This window comes from Vallitaleaceae bacterium 9-2 (assembly GCA_038396585.1).
In the GTDB taxonomy this organism is placed as follows: domain Bacteria; phylum Bacillota; class Clostridia; order Lachnospirales; family Vallitaleaceae; genus UBA1351.
The window spans coordinates 2,819,713-2,843,185 of sequence record CP121691.1; the positions used below are offsets into that span (position 1 = coordinate 2,819,713).

The following is a 23,473-nucleotide window of genomic DNA, read 5'->3' on the forward strand; positions in this document are numbered from 1 at the left end:
TTTCGTTGAGTTCTTAACGGCTATATTATAAGTCTTAAAACTACAGTACTTCGTTAAGAACGATGGTATAACTTTGATGTACGTCATCGCGACAAGCTTTATCTTGTTTATCAACGACTTCTTTATGTTCCGACAAACTGTCAGTTCCAGCAATCCTCATAAGGCGTACGTTGATTCTTGCGGGTACAGCTTACTTCTTCAAGCACTTCTTGCATCGATATACTAAAATATATATTCGGTTCATCCTCCGCAAGAATCCATGGGATCAGTTGCGTATAACTCCACTGTTTACGCATTGCGCCAACACTGCTTCCCACTTTCTTCTTTCTTCTCTCTATCTTCCTGCACTACCATATATTTTCATACGCAAAGAAGACCAACTGCATTATGGAATAAATAGTAATGCCTTGGCTATACTTTTATTCAGCGTTGGTCTATATGCTTTATATAATCTATATGTTGTTGTGATATTTTTTTTGGTTATAAATGGTTGCTCTATTGCTATTAAGCTTGGCATCTTGATTATCCCCCATCAATAATTTACCCTTCGCTTAATATTTTACCATACTTTGTATCCGCTTCCAACAATGAATGCCACTTTTATCGAATAAAGTTTGTCCGTTCACCACTGTAGAGCTTAGGCTCTTCTATGCCGTGCTTGCGACCGAGGGCGATGCACTCCATCAACCATGTCATGTTGATAGCAATGTTACGCACTGTTTGAAGACCTTCCAGGTCTTGAAGCACTTCTTGAGGTGTGTTGCCGTGGACGCCGTTCCAATAGGATGAGGAGACGATTGGCATGTTAGAGATAGTAAAGTACTTGTTTAAGACGTCCATGGACGCTGTGGTACCTGCACGTCTAGCCGAAGCAATCATCGCCCCCGGCTTATTGGCTAGGCTTTTGCCACCTGCATAGAAGACACGGTCAAGAAAGGATAGAATGCGTCCCGATGGATGTGCATAGTATACGGGAGTTCCAAAGACAATACCATCAGCCTCTTTGGCTTTCTCTAAAAACGCATTGACCGGATCATCATTAAAGATACAGGCGTTATCAAGCTTACGACACTGCCCACACGCCGTACAGTCACGAATGGGTTGCTTTCCCAGTTGGATAATCTCCGTCTCCACACCTTTGTCCTGATAGACTTTTGCCATAGCTTCTAGTGCTGTATAAGTACACCCATCTTTTCGCGGACTTCCGTTTACCATTAAGACTTTCATTGTATACTCCTCCTTAAATCTCTGCTAAGCGTTGCTTGGCATCTTGGACCATTGCAAGTTTGTTCCCTTTTGCGATAACTTGTTGTAGTTGCTCATGAGCCGTATCTGTATGCCCAAGGTGTAGATTGGATAGTGCCATGATATAAGCAATCCCTGCATGATGACGATTTCGAAGACCTTTTACAAAGTCTTTTTGACTTAAGAGTTCTTCATAATAATCGATACACGCTTGATATTTTTTTAGATAATAGTATCGCTCTGCCGTAAGTAACTGCATCGATTTTTGCATCTTCTTACCTGTGGGTAGCAAGAGACCGACTTCCTGCTCATAGAGACGTTCTGCTTGTTCAATTTCGCCCAGTTCATAATAGGCAATAATAAGATTGACGACATAGACCATCTTAAGGGAAGGATTCTTGATGTATTTTTGCTCTATCTCTAAAAGCAGTTTTCTCGCTTCATCGGGTTTATCCATACATAAATATGCCGCACTTTGGTCAAGCTTAAGAATCACATCACTTTTTTTATGACTACCTGTTAATTCTTGTTGCTTAAGGGTCTTTTGCAAAAAGGCTTCTGGGTCACAAGCATCGTTTAATAGCGCTAAGCGTTTGCTACGACGATATATACTACTACCCAAAAACATTCCAAACATAAGTATATACGTAATTCCCATAATGATTGCCATTGAATCAATAAACTGTTGCAGTGTTACCATTATAATGATACCGATAATTACAAATATAAAAAAGTTCCTCGCACGTTTCATAATACTTTTTTCTCCTCTGCCTGTGCACGTACATCTGTCATCACATGTCTGACGCCCTGTCCATCTAATATGTCTTGTAAATGTTCTTGATAAAAATTCGGATAAGCATGATACTCTCCAATCCGATCTAAGGGTAGCCAGTGCATCTCTTCCTTAACTCCGTTGGTGTAGCTATTGCTTTTTAGCGTTTGGCTTCCTCTTGGCTGCATCAAGTAGTAGTAGGCAATCTCATGGCAATCATACCCTGCAAGACTCCCTGTGCCTGTAAAAAAGTTCTCATGGACAAATGCCAAACGATCTATGGCATACTCTACGCCTGTCTCTTCAAGCACTTCACGTCGGACCGCATCTTCAGATTTTTCTCCTAGATGTACACCGCCACCGATCGAATAATAATAGTTATCCACCGGATTTTTGCCAAATAACACGCATCCATCTTCAATAATAATCGCACATGCCCGATAGCGAAACCACTGTCGCCCCATAGTCCATCCACAGTCCATCGCTTCTGCTTTTTCATTGAGATAGTCTTCACGAATCAAACCATACCATGCAGCGTCACAGATACCTTGATTATTACGATCAGTTTTTCTTAATGTGCCTTCATAGGTCATCCCACTCTTAAGCATAACACGACCAGAGCCCGGATTCATTGGATCATGTCTTGAATCTACACGGTTAAGTCCAACCTCTACCAGTAAGAAGCGAATAACCTCGCGTAAAGCCTCTGTCATAATGCCCTGTCCCCACCATGGACGTCCAAGAGCGTATCCAATATGGGCAGACTTAACATTGTCATCATAACGCACCGATCCTATTGTCCCAATGAGTTGCCGAGTTGCTTTTAGTTCAATTCCCCAATCATAGGATTGATTGCTTTCATATGCTTTTTGCAGGATTTCGATATAAGCATACGATCCCGCTTCTGACCCATGAGAAGGCCATGTCAGATAACGCGTCACCTCATCATCACTCGCCCAATTCTGGTACATGTCAAAAGCATCTGTCAATTCAATGCGACGTAGTATCAACCGCTCGGTTTCAAGTCGCTGCGTCCCTAGATGTTGCATATGATTACCTCCTTAACTCTTCACCTGTTTTCCCTAAAAAATACTACTCCTCAAAAATGTTAATATCCATTCTATCTGAAAACACAAAAAAAAGCCAGTAGAAAACTGACTTTTTAAGTACCCTCTTTTCTAGATAATGGTTCTATATAGACCATGTCTGTTGCAGTAGATATACAGGTATCCGTGTCCCCGTTTTGCCAAGCGACACTCTACATTCTGTTCAGGATATAACTTGACCATCTCAACACGATTACTCGTGACGAAAGCGACAAAAGAAATATAATGGGTTTTACTCATAGGATGCTCCATATGTACATAATATTCTCCATCGATATCTTCGACACAAATCTCATGTTCCAAATCGTTTTCTTCAACGGTTGCCACTGGTAAGTGAATGCCACAACAGCTGTAAGACCCTACACCTATACTTTGAATTACATTGCCGCATATGGGGCAGATGTAAAAGTTCAGTTTTTTAACGTTGGCTGAAGGATTATCATTTTCTATGACTTCTCCCATCAATAGCTCTGCTACTGATACCCCCAAGACCTCGGCCAATCCACTGATAAGACTAACATCTGGAAGACCTCTATCCGTTTCCCATTTTGATACGGTTTTATCGCTAATCTGAAGCAACTGCGCTAAATGCCTCTGGGTATATTTTTTCTTTTCTCTTAATTCTTTGATTGTTTTTCCGGTTACATAACTCATGTTTGTTCCTCAACTTTCTCATGACTTCGTTTCTTATATTTTATGTTATCTTGGCAGATATGCCAACCTACGTAACGTAGAGTTGAGGACAAACTTCATTACCACATTTGCATCATTGTGTCCATGTCGACTTCTTGAAATTCAATGTCTGCAGGCGGCATGAATGTATCTGCATTATACTTTACATTATCATGAATCTTTGTTACCACCATATCGGTCATAATTGTCTCGCCCATAATTATTTGATACTTTAATGGTGTAGCATATTTTTCTGAATACCACATCTTCACAAGAATCTCCCCTACTTCATCATCTGATTGGGTCGCTTCAATATAGATGACTTCTTTACCACCTAATTCTTCTATATATTCTATACTCGTGGTGATATCCTCTGACCCTCCATCAACTAGCGTCTCCAATATAGATGTATCCATCATCATCCCCATCTGTTGAGCGCCTTCAAGGGTAGCTCCTGTAATCTTAACTCCTGTAGACTCCCCATAAACATATTGATACATAACTTCTTGATTGGGAATATGAATCATGATGCTCATTGGCATGTCTGGCATGCTCACTTCCGTTTTGGATTTATTGCCATCATAATATGTCGTCATCGTTGTTGTAGTGCCAAACGCAGTGATGTCTGCAGTTACACTCAATGTATCCGGTCGCTCAGTAGCCATTGAACTAATTAAGCTTGTTCCATTCTCATCTGTTGCCGGCTCTACAGAAAACACAATATTGTTCAAATTATTGAAGTCGCTGATATTAGGTCTTACCGTCATATAAAAATCGTTGATCGCTTCTGGGACATAATAGGATACAATTCCCGTCTCAGTTGTATTGCTTTCAATGGGCCAATTAGTAAACGTCCACTCATTGACCGCCGTATTCAGTTCTTCTCCCTCTGCTGTATATACTCCATCAATTTCAAAACCTAATGCCGACGCCTCGGAAGCATTATTGGTCATGGACAACGTAATCAACAAAATGTCTAGACCTTCCTTATCGGATGGCTTTCTATCAACCTCCGTAATCTCCATATCAAACCTTTCAGATAAAACCGGAACCCCTACAGTGAATTCACTTACTACACCAATTGTTTCAAATATTTCAGGGTATGTTTTGCCAATATCTTCTGAGGTTATAGCAATCGCTTGATTAAGTTCAAAATCATTACCGATGCTCAACGTATAATCACTCGTTTCAATATCCGTAACATCAAAAGCCACATCACCCTTTAACTTATTATTAGGTGTGATGACTCCGTCTAACTTTCCAATCATCATATTCCAACTACATTCTTCACCATTGGCATTAAGCAGTTCTAATCGCGTCATCGGACTAAAACTAATATCCTTATCCGAATTATTCAGCACTTCCATACTGAGAACTAAGTGCTTTGTGTTCCCATCTTCTCTTAACTGTACTTCATACACATTATAGCTTAGGTTCTGTGCGTTATACGCATCACCGCATGCTGTAAGATTGGTTCCACTAACGCCTTGTGCAACAACTTGCTCTACGTATTCTCCCCCCTTTTCTGTTAGGGTTTGTCCGACTTTTTTCACCTCATCTTGTGTACATCCCATACATGAAAGCATTAGCATAAGTACACCTAGCCACATCACTATTTTTTTCATTGTCTCCTCCTTTACCCTTTCTACTAAGAATAATCTTTAAAAAAACTCTCGATAAGTTCAGTATAAGCATATACTTCTTCAGCTTACTTCGCCATATCCTAGTAGTCATTTTGGGTTGGTCACAAAGCCAATATTTATAGCCACATGGTTATTGCCACTTTTTCTGGGTCATGGTATGGACTCAACAAGAAAACTTATATCTCAAACGGAATGCATATATTACTCACAAAACCTTCTTCCGGAGCTGTTGTATATTTTGCACTTCCACCAACAAGTTCTACCCTTCCATCGATGCCTGTGAGTCCATTGCCTTTGGTAAGGCATGGATTCCCTTTTCCATTGTCCATCGTCCGTAAGATGAGTCTTTTGTCGGCAATGGTTATGGATACAAGCATCTGGGTTGCTTTAGCATGCTTTAATGTGTTGGTCACAAGTTCGGTGACAATCTTTTTTAAAGTGTCATAGATTGTTTCATCTAATAGCATTTTGGTCCCTCGCAAATAAAAATTCACCTCAATTCCACTTACTGCAACAATAGTAAGCATACTTTTTAATTCTTTTTCTAAAGCAGTTGTGTTATATATCAGCGCATTGTCTTTATCTTGAATCGTCTTCATGCCTTCGAAACCTTTTTGAATGGATTTAACCGCATTATCCAAACTCTCCATCGCTCGTTGCCTATTGGTTTTATAGTATAATCGACTTACTTCAAGCAGTTTTATGGTAACGACAAGAGAGTGTCCTAAGATATCATGCAGTTCTCTTGCCATGTAATTTCTTGCCCCGACTTGTGAGGTCTGCTTTAACATCTCAATCTGATTTTCCAGCTTTGTATTGGATAAAGCAAGCTCTTTATTCTCTTTATTAACCTCTTCCTTGGCTTTTTCATACATGGTTATGTCTGTAAAGCAAACAATAGATTTTATCCCTCCATAGCTTTTATGCTGATTCAAGCAATAGTAATAATATTTATCGCCTAATTGTATGACTGTGTCTTTTCCTTTTTTGATTTCATCAATAATCGTTTTTATGGCGTTTTCCATTGTTTTTTCAAACTCTGCATTTGCATAGACTTTGGTATATCGCTTATCCATTACAAGGACAGGATTGTCAAGTTTTTTGGATACTTCATGCTTCATAATCGGATTGACATAAAAAAACTCATACTTAAACGTAGCATAGACAAAGATAAGAATCGACCAAGTATATACAATCGGTGTCGTATCAAAAATCTGGATATTCAAATAGTCAAACACCGCTTCAAGCATTCGTGTTATGTAGATAAAATTAAACACCAGCGGCACTAATATTGCCATAAAAATAAGGTTTTGTTCTATTTTACTTTTATTTTTGACCTGTTGTTTAAACTTGATACTACACATAAACATGCCCGTCAATATAAAGAGGTAATTGATAACGACATGCACATAAAAAAGTGGACCAAACTCATCTCCCCAAAAGTCAAAGATGCTGTAGAATTTGTAATGCAGTGGATTGGTTGCTACGATGACAAATTGGATGAAGCCTATTGCATAAATTATCCATTTTACTTTTTTATCCAACTTTTTTTCTTTGAGATAAATATATGCAAACTCAAAAAAAGCGACTTCCAACAAACAGATTCCAAGGTAATAAAAAACGATGAAAAACCACCTAAGCTCTACTGTTGGCGAGACTGTTTTGAATATTTTTCCAACCAACCATATAATCATTCCTGCTTGAACAACAAAAAAAGCTTTTAAGGTTATGTTTTTGTTGGCTTTCATATGCATAATTACAAGCGCACCAATATTGATTATTAGTGCGACAAAATTCCACAAAACAATTGTTGCCACTTTTACTTCAGCGCCCAACTCCATAAACTCACCTACACAATCCCATTTTCGATAGCAAAAATAGCAATCTGCATCCGATCCGATACTTCCAGTTTTTCTAATATTTTGCTTATGTTGTTTTTAATTGTCCCTTGAGAAAAATTAAGTTCAGCTGCGATTTCTTTATTGCTAAGCCCTGCAGATATCAGCCTGATAATATCAATATCCCTATCCGTCAGCACCTCTTTATATCGACTTTTATATTCACTCAGTCCTTTGAATCTATCCATCATTATCTGTTTTACACTCTTATGAATAACCGTCAACCCATTATTAACACACTTGATGCTTCTTACCAAATCCTTATGCGAAATATTTTTTACGATATAGCCATCTGCATCATTGATAAATGATTCCATAATGTTATCTGGATTCTCAAATGTCGTTAAGATGATAATCTTTACCTCTGGATACCTTTCTTTTATAATTTTTGTCGCACTAACACCATCAAGCTTTGGCATCTCAATGTCAATAAGCGCAACATCCGGTCTATAGACTTCACATAGCTTTATGGCTTCGTGACCATTTTCTCCCATAGCTGCCACACTAATCTCCTCATCACTTTCTAAAAGCATCGAAATCGATTCTCTTAGAAGTTGCTGATCATCCACTAAAATTACTTTGATCATATTTACCCTCCATAATATTCTCTATAGTGTGTCACTGTATCTCTAACCGCTTCAAGCAGTTCATTGCTCTTGTCTATGGATATCTCAATATAATGTTCAAAGGTTTTATCATCCATCTTCGCCTTGGTATCCTTGATGAGATTTGTCAAATAGCTCATCTGCTCGTCCCGGTTGATTATGACTTCTTCTAAAAGCTTGTTGATTGTTTTTTCTTTTTCAAGATGATAGACTACCTTGGAGTAATTTTTCAGTTCATCGTTCAGCTTTTTAGATTCCCTCTTCTTTGCTTCCAAAGCATTTAACAAAAGTACCAGCTCTGTAATATTGGTAATCGTGATAATCTTTCCTATATCTTTTTCAAGATGATGTAGTTTTTTTATGGTATAGGAAAAGTAAAATTCCTGCTCTTTTTTTTTGATTTTGATGCATGCTTGCCCCCGTTGGCTATAGGTTTGGACAAAGTCACATTGAAAAATCTCAGATATATTTTTAATCTTTGTGACTTCTCCAAAAAACTCAGATTGTTTGGCTACATGGTTCGAGTAGATGACTTTACTCCAATGATCGACAACAAATATATAGTTGGTACTGATATTGCCTATTTTATCAAATGCTAATAGTGCATTGGAACGCTCCGAATTCAGTGAAAAAATTATATTCAGATAGACGATCACCGATTGCGAAAGTACGAGTTCCATATAACATATCCCAGAGTGATTTAACATCAACATATATACATATATGCCTAGCGGCAATAGAATACATATACCTTTGTATATATACGCTTTTTTTTCTAAAAGCAGATAAGCAGAACTGACGACGAGCAGCAAAAAAACGAGGATTTTGTATGTTCCTATGTAGATTATATTGTGAAAATCATATGTTTTGAGGAAAATGGTTGAATGTATCGCTAAGAACCCCATAAGTGGGATAAGAAAGCAAATAGCTTTATAGTGTCGTTCTATAACCTCTTTTGAGAGTATGCATAAGATAAGTGCAGCAAGCAACAGTACACCTTGTACTTTTCTAAGTTCAAGTGCCCAAACAAGATTTGGTATAACGGTTTCAACAACACGACCGATTAAAAATAAAAGTATGATTATCGAAGGAATGAAAATATATAGAATATTCAATCCTTTGTTTTTTTTGTAATAAAATGACAACACGCTCACTACCGATACCGTCGTTAGCATGGTCAAAAGTACTATATCAAAAAACTGAAAATAGGTGTAATATCTTCCATCGCCCATATACCTTCTCCTCTCCATCATAATGTTAGGAAAGTCCTTCTTTAATTATACACTAGCCACTTGTCCATTAACAGTGCTGAGTGTCCTATAGATATAAAAAGCCGGAGCCTTTGTTCAAAAGGTTCCAGCTTTGCTTGTTATGCCTCGTGGGCCATTCTTCTTTGTGCAAGTTCATATTGCATCTGATCTTGCTCCTTATCTAACTTATAAAATAATAGTAAAACAATGGCTACAATATAAGCAATGATTGGCATCCATATAATATTAAAGCGGATTCCTGCAAGTGCTGCTTCTGTCTGCTGTGTGCCTGCTATATAGCCTACATACCCAAGAATTGCTGCACTCAGTGCACCGCCAATTCCCATTCCAAGTTTTACACCAAAGCTTGAAGCCGCATACAAAAGCCCCTGTGCTCGAATGCCCGATTTCCACTCTCCATAATCTACTGTATCTGCCATAACAGCAAATAATACACCTGCTGTAAAACCTACACCAAAAGAACCTATCACATTACCGGCGATTAATAGCCCGATATTATTTGTGCCTGCTGCAAACATAATAAGTGTACCTATAATAGCGATAATGTTTCCGACTATCATTGTATTACGCTTACCTTTGACTAATTTTGAAAGTGCAGGTGATAGAGCGATTGCCGGAAGCATTCCCGCTGTTATTGACAGCATAACTAACGGAATCATATCTTCTCTACCGATATTATAGATCATATAATAGACAATCGTACCTGTTTTCATGGTCATTCCAACCCAGAACACAAAGTTAATCAAGAGTGATATCAACCAAGGCAGATTCCCTTTTATCGCCTTAAATCCATCGCGTACCGTTTGTTTTTTATCTTGCTTAAAGTTAACTCTCTCCTTCGTGCTGGCAAAGGTAATCAAAAACAAGACAACGGCAATAGATGCAAAAATAATCATAGTCATCTGAAACCCTTTTTCATTATTGCCATTACCTAGTGCATTAACCATGGGCATGGTCAACATATTGACAATTAGTCCACCAATCATTGCCATGATCATTCTCACTGCATTGACCTCTGTTCTTTCTTGGACATTACTTGTTAAACTGGGTAAAATAGCAGAGTATGGAATGTTGATTCCTGTATAAATCATGCCCAATCCAATATAAGTAACATAAGCATATATGATTTTTCCATTCATAGACAAATCGGGTACTGTAAAGGTTAAGATAGCTATAATGCCATAAGGAATCGCCAACCACAGAAACCACGGACGGCATTTTCCCCATTTTGTATCCGTTTTATCCACTACAATTCCCATAATCGGGTCATTAATCGCATCCCATATTCGAGCGACTAAAAAAAGTGTTGCGACTACAGCCGGTGCTAGACCAACGACATCTGTATAAAAAAACATTAAATAAGTTGTTACCAGTGTAAATGTCAGATTTGATGCTACATCCCCAAGCGAATATCCAAAACGTTCTTTGTTGCTAACCATGTTTTTTGTATCCGTATTTATAACATAATCCATATTCTTCTCCTTTAACCGGGTAAATTAATCCAACCATATTTTTGTTGGATTTGCTCAACTTTCTTCATAATCAGTTCTCTGTTTTTCTCAGAGACTTCCCCCATAAGCGCTCTACGCGAATCAATCTCGATTGCATGTGACGTCGCCGAAAATTTTTTCCTGTAATTTAACGGCGTGGTCCCATAACGCTTTTTAAAAAGTTTATAAAAATTATTCACATCTGAAAATCCGCACTCATAGACGACATCTATGATTTTCATATCTGTGTTGATTAGCTTTTCCAACACAGCTTCAAATCGAACATCGGTCAGGTACTGCTGAAATGAAATTCCCAGATTGTCATTGATAAAATGCGATAGATAATGCAGGTTCAAATGTTCTGAATCCGCAATCTCATGAAGTGTCAGTGTATTTTGATAATTATTATTGATATGGCTAATGATCCGCTTTAAGCGTTCCATGTTTTTATAAGCAATCTTTCGATGCACCTGCTGAGCACTATCTTCAACAAAATTACGCAGTAATTGATAAATTAAAATACTTAGCCAGCTTTCAACCAAAAGCTCCTTATATGCTTTACCATTATTTATCGCCAGCATCATTCGGGATATAATCATTCGGATAAGATCATAGTCTTGTTCTGAATGCTTTGATTCAATTTTGGTGTTGCACTTTAAGGTTACATCATCAAAATCTTTACAATGGTCTTCAAAAAGCTTTTTATTCATCTGAATACAGATAAACACCGCGCTCTCATTCCCCGTCGCACTTGTGGTATGCAGTGCATTACTATTAAATAAAATGAGATCGTTTTTTTGCATCAAATAGTCCTGATGTTCACAGACCACTTTAATCTCACCTTTAATCACATAGATAATCTCCACTTCAGTATGCCAGTGCAATTGGTTTTTTGGCATATAGACATAATCCTTATCTTCTTTTATCGGTTGTAGCGAAAGGCTCATTGGATATTGAAGACAAAAGAGTTTTATGGGAATGGATGCATTGTATCTTATAAATTCATAGGGATAATTCATCTGATCTTCACCTCTTAGCTAATGATAGTCTACTCTAAGTGTATCACAGTTTTACCTGTCTCCCTATAGTAGATGACGTATATGCACCATCAATTATTTTGCTAAGCTCATATGCCTGTTCAGCTGTAGCTCTTGGCTCCAAATCATGAACGATGCATTCAACAAAATGTTCGCATTCTCCTATGCTAGCAACACGTTCATTCAATCTAGGTATGACATCCACACAAACACCATTTAACTCTGTGTATATCTCAAGTTGGTTATCAATGAACGTCACGCCTCCTTTGGTTCCTTTTAATTCATAGTAGAAGGATTCTTTTTTGATGTTCGACGCCCAACTAAATTCATAGCTTAAGGTACAGCCATTGTCTAGACGAACATGCCCTACGGCCATGTCCTCTACATCAAACACGCCTTCTTTGGAACCATTATATCCATTCCTATCGCGTGTATGGCTTTCATTGAATTTTTGATATGCTGATCCATCAACGGCTATAGGTATCGGATAATCCATCAAATACATGGTCAAATCCATCATATGCACGCCTAGGTCGATTAGAGCTCCACCACCAGATTTTTGCTTGTCTGTAAACCAACTGCCTCGCCCAGGAATACCTGCTCTTCTACGCCATCCACACTGGCTGTGATATATCTCGCCAAGAAAATCAGCGTCAATACATCGCTTGATGTACTCAGTCTCTGGCGTAAAACGCTTGTTTAACCCAACGAGAACTTTTTTTCCTGTGCGATTTTTCGCCTCAATAATCGCCTCAATCTCCTTTGGATTTAAGGCCAAGGGCTTCTCACAGTGTACATGTATTCCCGCTTCTAATGCAGCTTTTACCATTGTTGCATGAAGATTATTGGGTGTACAGATGCTGACAAGGTCCAGCCTCTCCTGTCGAAACAGTTCTTGATAATCCGAGTAAACCTTAGCAATTCCAAACTTACTTGCCGCCTGCTTCGCTTTCTCACTATCAACATCGCACACAGCTACCATCTCAATGGATTCCACCATTGCGTACTGCTTTAAGTGTTTTTTGCCTGCAATTCCACCAATCCCAATGCACGCATATCTTAACTTCATTATTTTGGCACCTCCAACATCTATAATCATCCAATTAAAAAAGCATTTTTTTAAAGTAATTGACTGTAAATTCGATGCTTTTAACCTCGCGTTTACCTGTAATATATGATGAGTGTGGCTCTATACTTAAGCCCGCATCGTATCCCTTGGCATATAACAGCGACATAAAAAGCTGCCAATTGGTCTGATCCATACCTGGAATTGGTTCGTCAATTCGCTCTCCCCCCATGGCAAAAGAACCTTTTAGATGCACATGATAAAACCGATGCCCCCAATCCTTCACTTCTTGTAGATAATCTTCTCCTGCATAGATTCTATGTGATGGGTCATACTTAATCCCAAGCTCCGGCAAATGCCCGTGAATCACTTGCCAAGCTGTAGGATTGTTCACAAAGTTATTTTTGTAGCAGGTTGCTGATGATATTCGTACATTCTTTTTAGCACCATAAGCAATTAATCTTGAGTAGAAATCAATGGCTGACAGACAGTTATCTAGATAGCTTCGAGATTGGATATAATTACACCCACTGACAAAATTACTACATCCTAGGGCAGCAGCCGCGTCAATTAAATTAAAGCAAATCTGAAGTTCTTCTTCGATAACGTCACCAGCTTCATCAATTCTATCGGTTTTCCATCGTCCCACAGAACCAATACCAACGCCTGTCTCTTCAGACCATTGCTTCAATTGGTCAACCTTAGCAACAAATTCCTCGCCATCATCCCCGATATCTACTGTGAATTCGAGAAAATCCAGCCCTATTCTCTTGGCTTCAATAAATGCCTGTTCCTGTGCCCCTGCAATCCTACCCAATGTCATCATCTTAGAAGTACACCGCCTTTCCTGTTTTCTCTGATTCATAAATGGCCTCAAGAATTTGTGTAACGACATAGGCTTGTGTCGGTTTTACACATGGCTCTGTATCATTATGAATCGCATCAAGCCATTGTCTAACTTCTCTTGTCGATTCTGAATCGCTTTGATCTTCACTAAAGTATGCGATTTGAGCTGCTTTTGCTGGTTTTGTCTCAATAAGTTGTCCGTTCTTTTCACTGTTAATGTTGTATGTCATCGTTCCGTCAAATGCTGAACCTGTCATCTCAAATCCAGCTTCGGTTCCAGATAAGCTAAACATCGCTTCTCTCGTGTCCGTTGTATTAAGTGCCCAGGACGCCTTTAGGAAAATAGTTGCTCCGTTCTTCATCTTGATAAAGCCAAAAGCTGAATCTTCTACGTCAAATGTCTTAGGATCCCATGGTCCAAACATATTCGCCTCTGGTTTATCTGTTAACTTACTAAATGTTGATCCCACAACAATTGCAGGCTCATAGTTATCCATCATCCAAAGCGTTAAATCAAGGGCATGCGTTCCTATATCAATCAGTGGTCCTCCACCTTGCTTTTCTTTGTCCATAAATACGCCCCAGGTAGGAACTGCTCTACGTCGAATAGCATAGGCTTCCCCATAGTAGATATCCCCAAGTTCCCCAGCACTACATACTTTATGTGCAAACTGTGCATCATCTCTATATCGGTTTTGATACCCGATGGTTAACTTTTTACCTGTTCTTTCTGCAGCCTCAATCATCTTCTTAGCTTCTTGAGAATTAATCGCCATCGGTTTTTCACATAAGACATGCTTGCCTGCCTCTAAGGCTTCGACTGTAATGAATGAATGCGACACATTTGGTGTACAGACATGTATAACATCAATTGTCTCATCCTTGAGCAGTTCTTGATAGTCTTCATAAACGGTTGCATTATCTAGTCCATATTCTTTTTTTGCTTTTTGGGCACGTTCAACGATGATGTCACACAGTCCAACAATCTCTACTTCTTCGTTTAAGTATGTTAGCGCAGGTAAGTGTTTTTGGTTGGCAATGCCTCCACAGCCGATAATTCCAAACTTTAATCGTTTCATCTTTCTTCTCCTTACTTATCCACCATTAATTGTCTATGCCATTATTTTCTTAAGATTCTTAAGACTAATCTCTACGCTTTCAAGAGATGGAAGTGTCGACATATCTACTTCAACAATAATGTATTCAACGCTGTCCATTTGATTAACTTGATTCACAATTGCCTTAATATCCATAGTTCCTGTTCCGATCTCCGTAAAGTTCTCAGGCTTCATAACCGGTAAAACGGTATCCATTGTTATCTCACCTTCAACGTGATCGAGAATATTCACATCTTCTGGTGCTAAGGATTTATTGATATCTTTTTGGTGTACTATCTTACAACGCTCACCAATCTCTTGAAGATACTCCACCGGATTTACCCCACCCCGTTGTGTCCAATAAGTATCCAGCTCAAAATTAACGTATGCTGGTGATGTATTGTTAATCAATATCTCCATAACCGTCTCACCTTCAAACTTTTCAAACTCTTGGAAGTGATTATGATAGTAGAAGTTCAAGCCTGCATCGGCACATTTTTTCCCAATTGCATTCAGCTCTTTGGCATAAGCTACCGTTTGTTCCTTGCTGTTAAAAAATGCCATCGGCATAACGATTCCGCTGCTACCTATCTTTAAGTTGTAGTCAATAAATCCATCAATATCCGAATCACACAAATGACTACAAATAACTTTTAGTCCTAAACGGTCAAGGTGTTTTTTTAGTTCTACAGGATCTGGCAATTCTGCCTCAAATTCCTTACCTGCATTATGATTTGCAAACTCAACGTACTCAAACCCCATCGCTGCAACTTTTTCAAGTGTCCCCATGTAATCCTTTACCAATTCATCTCTTACTGAAAATAACTGCAATCCAATCTTCATCTTCTTCCATCTCCTTTTTGAAATAAGTGTTTGTTCTGATGGTCTTAGTTTAGCACCTACCCCTTAACTTCTTCTATGCAGTACTTGGTCAACTTATTGGTATTTTTTGCTGTTTTAAAAAAAAGCACAAAAAAAGAGCGGTTTTTCCGCTCTTTTATAGTTCTATATTACCACAAAATCGGCTTTTTTTCAAGTCTTGTACTGAATCGCCAACGGTTATATAATATCTTATCACTAGGATGGGAGGTTAATTATGGATAATGATTTATTAGTCATACTATCATCAACTCTTTCTAAAAACGAACGCAATAAGATTGAAATAGTCAATCAAAAAACCCTTGCCTTTGGGCTCCAATTATCTCAGAATGAGATATCAGAACTTATCTTGGCACGAAATGCAAGTCTAAAAAAATATCAAAGGATTGAATTAAATGACGGTATATTGGACAAACTTATTTACACCTTTTGTGACTCTCCTTATATTGACTCAAATAATTATGCTATGACTTTATATGAACTTGAAGATCTTTTTTACGCCTTCAAAAATGAGTGTAATGACCAGATATCTGACGATGAATTATTCACTTTTATGCGGGAACAGTTTGATGAGATTTGCTATGGCGATATAAACTATCTTCGTGATACCTGCCTTACTCGCTTTTCAGAAGCAATACGTAAGGGGTACAAAGACTTTATCAAAAATCAAGGTGAAAATGAAGACGCCAACTTATCACAAGAAACTCGCTGGGATCCAGACCTTTATCAATCGATTTTAAAAGATTTATTTTGGTAGACATTTCTTTGCATATTAGGATTATAAGGGAGAAGAAAAATTAATGAACTATACTCAAGAAGACCTTCTACATTTAATGGGCATCGTAAAAAAACTTGCAAAAAAATATACATCTAATGATAGTAGCTCCATCACTTATACTACCACCAAAATGTTAATGGAAGCGGTTCAATATACCATATCTTTGAGTTTAATGAATGATGATATGAATGTACGTGTTTACAACGAAGCTTTTGATTATGAAAAACTTTACACTATCGGCCAATCAAAATTACAAGAGCTACTGGCAGATACTCTTGAACAATATCAGCAATTCCTAGAAAGCTTTGACGACTTTGGCATTTGCAATTACCGACAAACTGTTGTTGATGGACTTAGCGCCTTTTTTTTGCACTATAACTTTCAATATCGTCCCCACGATCACCTTTTAACATTGGATTATCCTATACTTCATGATGACATTGACCTTAACGGTATTCTCCGAATCAAGCATTATTTACACGGAATCCTTCTTGAAAATAAAGTATTGACACTTTACCCTCGTGAAGATATTATTCAACGAATCGCCAGTTCGACGTCAACAAGGTATACATATTTTATGGATAATATCTGTTATCCCGTTCTTCTGAATATATTAAGTTCCCTTCTGATTCAGAAACCTATCGACACTCTACAAATGACATCAAAAGATATTGACCAGTTAGATCTATATCTCGCCACCTGCACTTATGATCAACTTATAGACCAGTTGACCCTTCATTTAAGCGAAGTATTAAACGCTTTAGACATTACCAAAAGCTTTAATTATTTTAAACCAGTGATTGGGGACTTTGCTATTCGATTGATGCATAGCTATAATCATTCGAATTCATCTGTCGATATCTTTTTCCCCACTCATTTTTCATGATCGTTTTTTTACGCGTAAAAAAGCCCAAAATCCTAATTGCTTGGAATCTTGAAACTTCTGAGAGCGCGAGATGGGATTCGAATGATGCTGATTTCCTATAAGTGCAAAACTTGATTCCAATACATTATGATCAATTCTTTATTGATTGTAGTTATCGCATTCCTTTGAGATTTCAATACTTCTTGCTTTATATTTTCTAGCAAATTTGTATAAACTTAATTAATTGATAATAAATTAAGTTCTTCAACCTCAACAGATAATATTTTGTATTCACCATTTACAAACTGCATTATAAAAGTCGCTTGATGTTCACTTGTTGGATTTTCTTCAATATTATCTGTTAATATACTTGTAAATATTACTATTTCAGCATCAACAATTACTTCACCAATCAATATATCATAATAAAATTCTCCCATAAACGGATAATAGGAATATGTATCACTATTTTCAGAGTAATCTTTAATTTGCGAGTAATCCACTACGGTATTAAACTTGCTTGATATATACTCATTAACTATATTTGCTGGCACCGTAATCATCCCTGTATCGTTATCAAAGTATTGATAAATCTCTGGTCGCATACTCCAACTCATAAAACTGTCAGAAGGCTTAACAATATACATAGCATCAATTATTGAAAGACTGGCAAACCATGACGAATCAATTTCATCATTTGAAATAAGTTGTTCAACAACGCTTACAGGAATAGTATATGTAGCTGTATCTAAATCATAATATTCGTCAAAAAGTATCCAATATTCAAATGTCTTTATAGGATATGTACCGGCACTCATCATGTATTTTAACGCAACTTTATAGTCTGTAACATCTTGCTCATAAAACGATGATTCAAAGTCAAATACTAGAAAATAACTGCGTACAATTTCTGTAAGAATTGCATTGTTTAATTCATGTATATTATCTTTTATTAATCGTTCTGAAACTTCCGTTTCAATATCATCTGCTATATTGATTTCTTTATTTACTTCATCAACAATTAAAGTTAAGAACTCCTCCGGAAAGTAATAGGTACTTCCATTAAAATAATCATATAATCCATCATTTATAGTATAATCTACAATGTCTCCATATGCGATATCACCAAGCAATTTTATCATTGTCCCATTATTAAAAGATATATAATACTTTGGAACCGCTGGAATTTCTTCTTCAAAAGGGACTTCTTCCCATTCTTCACTTGTCAAAGTTTTGATTATTTTTACAATAAGACCTTTATCCTCAATATCACAAATCACTTCTAATTCATTATCTTGCAAAGCGTCATCTTGCCATTTAAGCACAGTTATTTTATCTGTTTCAACTTTAAATCTACTGTCTTCAATGTCATCTTCAACTTGTGTTTTGACATTATCTCCATTTTCTATCTCATTATCATTATTAATATTACACCCAGTAAAACCGAGTACAATTACGAAAACTGCTACTATACCCTTCTTTATTCCTTTCATTATTTACCCTCCTGTTTAACTGCTTATCTTTATCTATTAATCCGATTATATCACTGAATTCAATTTCTATAAATATGTCATCTCAAATAACTATATATAACGGTATCCAATCGACTTCTTGTTATATCTTTATAAATACGCTCTTGTAGGTGTCTTCGTGCCTTTGCATATATAACTCCCTCGCTCTTCACATCTACATAATCCTCTTTTTTGCACGTAAAAAAGCCCCAAAACCCTAGTTGTCTAGAATCTTGGAACTTCTGAGAGCGCGAGACGGGATTCGAATGAATCACGCCTCGCGTATATACCGAAGAAAGGAGCGTTTCGGTACGTTGTTTTTTTATGGACTCAGGTGGGGACTCAAAAAATCTCATACCTAAATTATGAAATAAAATCTTTTAAATCATCAAAATCTTCTGGGCGTAATATTGTAGTATCACGTAACACCAATTTTACTTCAAATGAAGTATCAAAATAACTTTGAACATCATTTAGATAAACTTGTAGGCTACTTAACTCATTTATCAACCATTTATTCTTTGTATTAAACCATTTACAAATAAAATTACATTTTTTTTGATTACACTGTTCTTGATTGCTCTTTATATCTAAGACAACTTCATTGTTACCTGTATAATTTTCCATTCCTACATAGCTACACTTATCCTCTTCACCTACTTCAACCGTTGTCAGTTGATTAATATTTATATCAATAACTAAGGTTATAGTTTCCTTTATAGCTTTAGGTCTTAGATAACTGGAATTTTCCTTTTCATTTAATTGATAGTCATTCTTAAACATATAACTCCCAGTAATTAGATGAGAAATCCAATGAAACCTTGATACAACTGACATATTTTTCTTATTATTATAAAATATAGGTAATGATACTCTATTTTCATTCATATCAAGTAAATCAGCTAACCTCAATAAAATCATCATGAATTTCAAGCTTATTCTCCTATCAGAAGCATTTGATTTTAAATGATATATATTTCTCGAGTCCATACCATGGCCATATGAAACATCAGCAATATGATCTATAATACCAGCATTGATAAAATTTAAATCATTAGATTTTCTTATAAATTTTGCACTATTGTATGCATGCTTATCTCTAACTTCTGCTTCAAAAAGTCCTTCAATATTTTTATATATTTCAAGTACACTTTCCTTCATTTTAATATACTGATCTGATATCATAGAAGTGCTTTGATTTAACTTCTTTAGATGTGCATCTATTATTTTATTCACATCATTCCACTCAGGATCATAAAATTTATCATAGTTTGGGTATAAAACCATAGATATATCATGTAAGTAACATGCTGCATATAAAATATAATAATCTAATTTCGATATTTTCAAATAATCTATTGATTTCAATATGCTATTTGTACTTTCAATCAACTCAATTGCATGTGACTGATTATGCAATGTATAAAAGTGCATATATTTAGAACCGTTTTCCCATAACTCAGCAGTATATTTATGAATCAATATCAAATCATCTATATTTTTAGATTCTTTGACAAATGTTCTGAAATAATATAATGCTTCAAAAATGGAGTAATCAATTGTCCTAAACTTCGATTTATTTAACTTGTATTCATCTAAATATTCATTTAATATTTTGACCAGAAGTTCAAAATCAACATTTACATTTCTTACTACTAATACAATTCGTAACTCGTAATAATTTAATAACCTTTTTGTTTTCCTAGAAATAAAGAAATTATCATTTAGTTCAATCCCAAGTATCAACGAAACATATGCATTATATACTAATTTCAATAAATATCTTGAACGTTTTGTCCAATACATAATCGGTTCAATAAATTCTGGCAATAGACTATCCTCATAGCCATAATATTCAAAAATATGATTTATCAATTTTTTGCTGTTTATTAAGCTAAGTAGTTCTTTCAACTCTTCTTCTTGATAAGTTCTATGCTTATTAGCACCAATTGCTAATCTAGAAATCATTTTTTCTAAATTTTTATATTTGTTTTGCTTGTCTCGATAGCTCTGTCTCGTAGATGAAAAAACTTTATTATAATAAAAAACACTATTTACATTCTTGTCGTTATTAAAAGGTTTCGTTTCAAGGTTTCTTAAATTTTCATAGATTTTAATTATTTTATCATTGTTCTTTATTCCAATTCTTGTTTTTTTCAAAAACAGTTGATTAATTATAGACAATTTAATTTCAAGAATGTTTTCATCCAATTGTTCTATCAACTGTTCATCTTCCAACTCTGCCAATTCATCTATAATTTCATCAAATGTATCATCAGATTTTTGCATTTGAACTTGAAAAACTCTATACTGAAAAAAACGTTTAAATCTATATAACTTACTCATATAATCAGTATAATTATTATATTTTACACACGTAATTTTACACTCATCACAATTTTCACACTCGCATTTCCCCTCTGTATATAATAATTCTCGTTTCTGCTCACTTAGCTCAACCTCTTTATCAATTGCTTTTATAACCGTACTAAATTTCTCACTCAACTGGATTTCTTGATTATCATCAAATGTAGTCCCCATATCAAACGAACCCATAGATGCCAATCTACTCATAAATAATAAATACATATAACCAATTTTCGTATCACTTATTAATTGATAGTGACTTTTTCCTTTTTCATGCACTTCTATTTTATAATTACATGAATTCATATTTTCATTTAATGAATAATTATTAAGGCGATTTTTAAAATATTCATTTGTTTCTTGGCTAAATCTCAAAGACTCTTTTTCTAATAATGCATTTAAATCACTCAACATATTTTGCAATTTAGTATCAGTCATTTCTTCCTTTATATATAACACTGAATCATCAACATAAAAATAAGCTTCACCTGCAAAGACCTCCTTATATACCTTTGCAATATTCACCATTATTAAGTTGCCAAAGAAATATGATTGTGGTAAACCTTGTGGAATACCTTTAGTAATAAATATCTCTTTAGATGCATCTATTTTAACAAAACTGCTTATCGTATTTTGATCATAATAATTTTGCTCAATAATATCTCTAAATCCATTTTGAAAATTTTTAACTTCAAAGATTAGTAGTTTATATGTGATTATCTTCAAGAGTTCAAAATCTTCATTATCAAATCGAACTTCTAACGCTTTAATAATGAAGTCAAACACTAATTTAGGATTAACAGAAGGGAAAAAATTAACAAGGTCTAATACAATTTCAGATTTATATTCATTACTTTCATGATATTTAGTAAATTTTTCATTTGTAATCTCTGAATATTCTTTATATTTATTCTGCCATTTTTCAAAAAGTCTTTCAGGATTTTTAGATGGAATATTCCCATAGAAATTATTCGGAATTAATTTGGATAAATTTGAAAACTTCATTTTATAATTCTCAGAATCATCCGTCATATCAAATATTAATATATGCAACATAGATACCATTGCAATACTATCTATAATGCTTCCAGAATGTAATGGCCTATACTTCTTTTCACTTATATCCTTAATTTTAAAATGTACGTTAACTTTAAATAGTTCACTATCTGAATCAATAATAGCTTTAATCTTGCGTCTAACATATTCAATCAAGCCACCATTAGTCAGTATATCTTGAACGAGATTGTCATCATTTATATCCAAAAAATCAATTTTAGGGTTGCGAAATAATATTTCCCAATTGAATTTATCATTTAATTTATTAAATAATATAACATCTTCATCATCAAGTAATTGAGGATTAAATATATATGATTCAAGTGATAAAATAGCTTTATATATGTTTTTTTCACTTAAAAGTATTTTTTTCAACTTGCTTAGTTCTTTTTTCATATTTTCTCCTCTTGCAGGAATTCATCCCCGATTTTTTTCTTTATTAACTCAATATTATCTAAATTATCTATATCAAATTTATATTCTTTTTTTGAACTCGAAATAATTATTTTATTCAAGTCTCCACTTTCCATTTCCTCGAAGCTTACACTATCACACCCCAGTAATTCCGATTTAACTCCTTCTGAAAAGCAAATACTCATGTTTTCATCAACTATAATTTTAATTGAATAATTTTCTTTAAGAATACTATTTAAAGTGATTAGATTTCGAAATCTTTCAGTACCAATTTTTTCTTCAGTTATAGTTTTGTATGAATCTTCAAAAAATTTTACCGTTAATAATTGTTGATTGTTTTGAAATTTTTCATCTTCATAGAATCTTCGAGTTAATTCAAGATTTTGAAATTTCAACTTAATCGTAACTTCAATATCAAAATCATTATTTTTTACTATACGCTCCCATTTATGCGGTTTTACTGATCCAATAATTTTAACAGGATCTTCATCATTTATTTTTGTGATATCACAATACAATACATTATCAAAAAGTAAGGCAAAAGATACTTTGCCTTCAGACAGCTCTATCTTTTGAAATTCATTTTTCAATATCTTATTCTTCTTTAAATTATTTAATATTCTTAAACATTTTTTCAAATATTTTTCATGAGCCATCATTGCATTTTCAAAGTCTTCAATATAACTTACCATGAATTTATAATTGTATTTATAATCTTTATTAAATTCATCTAAGTAAGCTGAAAATGCTTTTAGTGTTTGATGAATTTTCTCTGAACTCAATGGCAATTTTTCAAATAATTGATATCTTATTTTTTCATCCATACTTTCTCCTCATTCATATCTATTAATTATT

Annotated in this window: 21 protein-coding genes and 1 pseudogene; 2 read left to right on the forward strand and 20 right to left on the reverse strand. The window is 35.3% G+C overall.

The features are described 5' to 3' along the window. Positions 1-140 precede the first annotated feature (140 nt). The 17 genes and pseudogenes from QBE53_13065 to QBE53_13145 all read right to left on the reverse strand — a co-directional run bounded on the left by QBE53_13065 (position 141) and on the right by QBE53_13145 (position 15,591). On the reverse strand, positions 141-317 hold the full coding sequence (locus tag QBE53_13065) for a hypothetical protein (GenBank protein ID WZL80727.1): 177 nt from the start codon (positions 315-317) through the stop codon (positions 141-143). Between the two features lie 68 nt (positions 318-385). Continuing rightward, entirely contained in the window at positions 386-517 is a 132-nt protein-coding gene (locus QBE53_13070; protein ID WZL80728.1) for a hypothetical protein, read from the reverse strand. Positions 518-600: 83 nt separating this feature from the next. Next, complete coding sequence (locus tag QBE53_13075) at positions 601-1,227, reverse strand: flavodoxin family protein (protein ID WZL80729.1); 627 nt, start codon at positions 1,225-1,227, stop codon at positions 601-603. Between the two features lie 13 nt (positions 1,228-1,240). Continuing rightward, on the reverse strand, positions 1,241-1,996 hold the full coding sequence (locus QBE53_13080) for a hypothetical protein (GenBank protein ID WZL80730.1): 756 nt from the start codon (positions 1,994-1,996) through the stop codon (positions 1,241-1,243). After that, positions 1,993-2,499: an NUDIX domain-containing protein gene (locus tag QBE53_13085; protein ID WZL83313.1), complete on the reverse strand. Its 507-nt coding sequence runs from the start codon at positions 2,497-2,499 to the stop codon at positions 1,993-1,995. The genes QBE53_13080 and QBE53_13085 overlap by 4 nt, the downstream gene beginning before the upstream one ends. Positions 2,500-2,520: 21 nt before the next feature. Then, positions 2,521-3,066: pseudogene (locus tag QBE53_13090) on the reverse strand (GNAT family N-acetyltransferase). Positions 3,067-3,195: 129 nt separating this feature from the next. Continuing rightward, entirely contained in the window at positions 3,196-3,777 is a 582-nt protein-coding gene (locus QBE53_13095; GenBank protein WZL80731.1) for a helix-turn-helix domain-containing protein, read from the reverse strand. Positions 3,778-3,875: 98 nt separating this feature from the next. Then, positions 3,876-5,420, reverse strand: coding sequence for a hypothetical protein (locus QBE53_13100; protein ID WZL80732.1), 1,545 nt, complete (start codon positions 5,418-5,420; stop codon positions 3,876-3,878). A gap of 194 nt (positions 5,421-5,614) precedes the next feature. After that, complete coding sequence (locus tag QBE53_13105) at positions 5,615-7,279, reverse strand: histidine kinase N-terminal 7TM domain-containing protein (GenBank protein WZL80733.1); 1,665 nt, start codon at positions 7,277-7,279, stop codon at positions 5,615-5,617. An 8-nt stretch (positions 7,280-7,287) separates the two neighbouring features. After that, positions 7,288-7,923 carry a response regulator transcription factor gene (locus QBE53_13110; GenBank protein WZL80734.1) on the reverse strand — a complete coding sequence of 212 codons (636 nt, stop codon included), beginning with the start codon at positions 7,921-7,923 and terminating at the stop codon, positions 7,288-7,290. A gap of 2 nt (positions 7,924-7,925) precedes the next feature. After that, a complete protein-coding gene (locus QBE53_13115; GenBank protein WZL80735.1) occupies positions 7,926-9,173 on the reverse strand; it encodes a hypothetical protein in 1,248 nt (415 codons plus the stop codon). 137 nt (positions 9,174-9,310) lie between these two features. Further along, on the reverse strand, positions 9,311-10,684 hold the full coding sequence (locus tag QBE53_13120; GenBank protein ID WZL80736.1) for an MFS transporter: 1,374 nt from the start codon (positions 10,682-10,684) through the stop codon (positions 9,311-9,313). 11 nt (positions 10,685-10,695) lie between these two features. Continuing rightward, positions 10,696-11,721, reverse strand: a complete 1,026-nt coding sequence (locus tag QBE53_13125) for an AraC family transcriptional regulator (protein WZL80737.1) — start codon at positions 11,719-11,721, stop codon at positions 10,696-10,698. A gap of 43 nt (positions 11,722-11,764) precedes the next feature. Then, positions 11,765-12,808 carry a Gfo/Idh/MocA family oxidoreductase gene (locus QBE53_13130; protein ID WZL80738.1) on the reverse strand — a complete coding sequence of 348 codons (1,044 nt, stop codon included), beginning with the start codon at positions 12,806-12,808 and terminating at the stop codon, positions 11,765-11,767. A 34-nt stretch (positions 12,809-12,842) separates the two neighbouring features. Further along, a complete protein-coding gene (locus QBE53_13135) occupies positions 12,843-13,670 on the reverse strand; it encodes a sugar phosphate isomerase/epimerase (GenBank protein ID WZL80739.1) in 828 nt (275 codons plus the stop codon). Beyond that, a complete protein-coding gene (locus tag QBE53_13140; GenBank protein WZL80740.1) occupies positions 13,633-14,730 on the reverse strand; it encodes a Gfo/Idh/MocA family oxidoreductase in 1,098 nt (365 codons plus the stop codon). The genes QBE53_13135 and QBE53_13140 overlap by 38 nt, the downstream gene beginning before the upstream one ends. Positions 14,731-14,763: 33 nt before the next feature. Continuing rightward, positions 14,764-15,591: a sugar phosphate isomerase/epimerase gene (locus QBE53_13145; GenBank protein WZL80741.1), complete on the reverse strand. Its 828-nt coding sequence runs from the start codon at positions 15,589-15,591 to the stop codon at positions 14,764-14,766. Positions 15,592-15,844: 253 nt separating this feature from the next. Here QBE53_13145 and QBE53_13150 point away from each other — a divergent pair, with 253 nt between their 5' ends. Beyond that, a complete protein-coding gene (locus tag QBE53_13150; GenBank protein WZL80742.1) occupies positions 15,845-16,384 on the forward strand; it encodes a DUF6323 family protein in 540 nt (179 codons plus the stop codon). A 43-nt stretch (positions 16,385-16,427) separates the two neighbouring features. After that, entirely contained in the window at positions 16,428-17,291 is an 864-nt protein-coding gene (locus QBE53_13155) for a DUF6179 domain-containing protein (GenBank protein WZL80743.1), read from the forward strand. Between the two features lie 215 nt (positions 17,292-17,506). Here QBE53_13155 and QBE53_13160 read toward each other — a convergent pair whose 3' ends face one another. From QBE53_13160 to QBE53_13170, 3 genes are all read right to left on the reverse strand, one after another. Continuing rightward, on the reverse strand, positions 17,507-18,763 hold the full coding sequence (locus tag QBE53_13160; protein WZL80744.1) for a hypothetical protein: 1,257 nt from the start codon (positions 18,761-18,763) through the stop codon (positions 17,507-17,509). A gap of 381 nt (positions 18,764-19,144) precedes the next feature. Further along, positions 19,145-22,600, reverse strand: coding sequence for a reverse transcriptase domain-containing protein (locus QBE53_13165; GenBank protein ID WZL80745.1), 3,456 nt, complete (start codon positions 22,598-22,600; stop codon positions 19,145-19,147). Next, complete coding sequence (locus QBE53_13170) at positions 22,597-23,442, reverse strand: hypothetical protein (protein ID WZL80746.1); 846 nt, start codon at positions 23,440-23,442, stop codon at positions 22,597-22,599. Before QBE53_13170 ends, QBE53_13165 begins: the two co-directional genes overlap by 4 nt. Positions 23,443-23,473: the final 31 nt, after the last annotated feature.

What these genes read in the sequence shown, in the direction of transcription:
- QBE53_13070 (WZL80728.1), bottom strand. Translation starts at nt 517, where the DNA reads ATGCCAAGCTTAATAGCAATAGAGCAACCATTTATAACCAAAAAAAAT.
- QBE53_13075 (WZL80729.1), bottom strand. Translation starts at nt 1,227, where the DNA reads ATGAAAGTCTTAATGGTAAACGGAAGTCCGCGAAAAGATGGGTGTACT.
- QBE53_13080 (WZL80730.1), bottom strand. Translation starts at nt 1,996, where the DNA reads ATGAAACGTGCGAGGAACTTTTTTATATTTGTAATTATCGGTATCATT.
- QBE53_13085 (WZL83313.1), bottom strand. Translation starts at nt 2,499, where the DNA reads ATGGACTGTGGATGGACTATGGGGCGACAGTGGTTTCGCTATCGGGCA.
- QBE53_13095 (WZL80731.1), bottom strand. Translation starts at nt 3,777, where the DNA reads ATGAGTTATGTAACCGGAAAAACAATCAAAGAATTAAGAGAAAAGAAA.
- QBE53_13100 (WZL80732.1), bottom strand. Translation starts at nt 5,420, where the DNA reads ATGAAAAAAATAGTGATGTGGCTAGGTGTACTTATGCTAATGCTTTCA.
- QBE53_13105 (WZL80733.1), bottom strand. Translation starts at nt 7,279, where the DNA reads ATGGAGTTGGGCGCTGAAGTAAAAGTGGCAACAATTGTTTTGTGGAAT.
- QBE53_13110 (WZL80734.1), bottom strand. Translation starts at nt 7,923, where the DNA reads ATGATCAAAGTAATTTTAGTGGATGATCAGCAACTTCTAAGAGAATCG.
- QBE53_13115 (WZL80735.1), bottom strand. Translation starts at nt 9,173, where the DNA reads ATGGGCGATGGAAGATATTACACCTATTTTCAGTTTTTTGATATAGTA.
- QBE53_13120 (WZL80736.1), bottom strand. Translation starts at nt 10,684, where the DNA reads ATGGATTATGTTATAAATACGGATACAAAAAACATGGTTAGCAACAAA.
- QBE53_13125 (WZL80737.1), bottom strand. Translation starts at nt 11,721, where the DNA reads ATGAATTATCCCTATGAATTTATAAGATACAATGCATCCATTCCCATA.
- QBE53_13130 (WZL80738.1), bottom strand. Translation starts at nt 12,808, where the DNA reads ATGAAGTTAAGATATGCGTGCATTGGGATTGGTGGAATTGCAGGCAAA.
- QBE53_13135 (WZL80739.1), bottom strand. Translation starts at nt 13,670, where the DNA reads ATGAATCAGAGAAAACAGGAAAGGCGGTGTACTTCTAAGATGATGACA.
- QBE53_13140 (WZL80740.1), bottom strand. Translation starts at nt 14,730, where the DNA reads ATGAAACGATTAAAGTTTGGAATTATCGGCTGTGGAGGCATTGCCAAC.
- QBE53_13145 (WZL80741.1), bottom strand. Translation starts at nt 15,591, where the DNA reads ATGAAGATTGGATTGCAGTTATTTTCAGTAAGAGATGAATTGGTAAAG.
- QBE53_13150 (WZL80742.1), top strand. Translation starts at nt 15,845, where the DNA reads ATGGATAATGATTTATTAGTCATACTATCATCAACTCTTTCTAAAAAC.
- QBE53_13155 (WZL80743.1), top strand. Translation starts at nt 16,428, where the DNA reads ATGAACTATACTCAAGAAGACCTTCTACATTTAATGGGCATCGTAAAA.
- QBE53_13160 (WZL80744.1), bottom strand. Translation starts at nt 18,763, where the DNA reads ATGAAAGGAATAAAGAAGGGTATAGTAGCAGTTTTCGTAATTGTACTC.
- QBE53_13165 (WZL80745.1), bottom strand. Translation starts at nt 22,600, where the DNA reads ATGAAAAAAGAACTAAGCAAGTTGAAAAAAATACTTTTAAGTGAAAAA.
- QBE53_13170 (WZL80746.1), bottom strand. Translation starts at nt 23,442, where the DNA reads ATGGATGAAAAAATAAGATATCAATTATTTGAAAAATTGCCATTGAGT.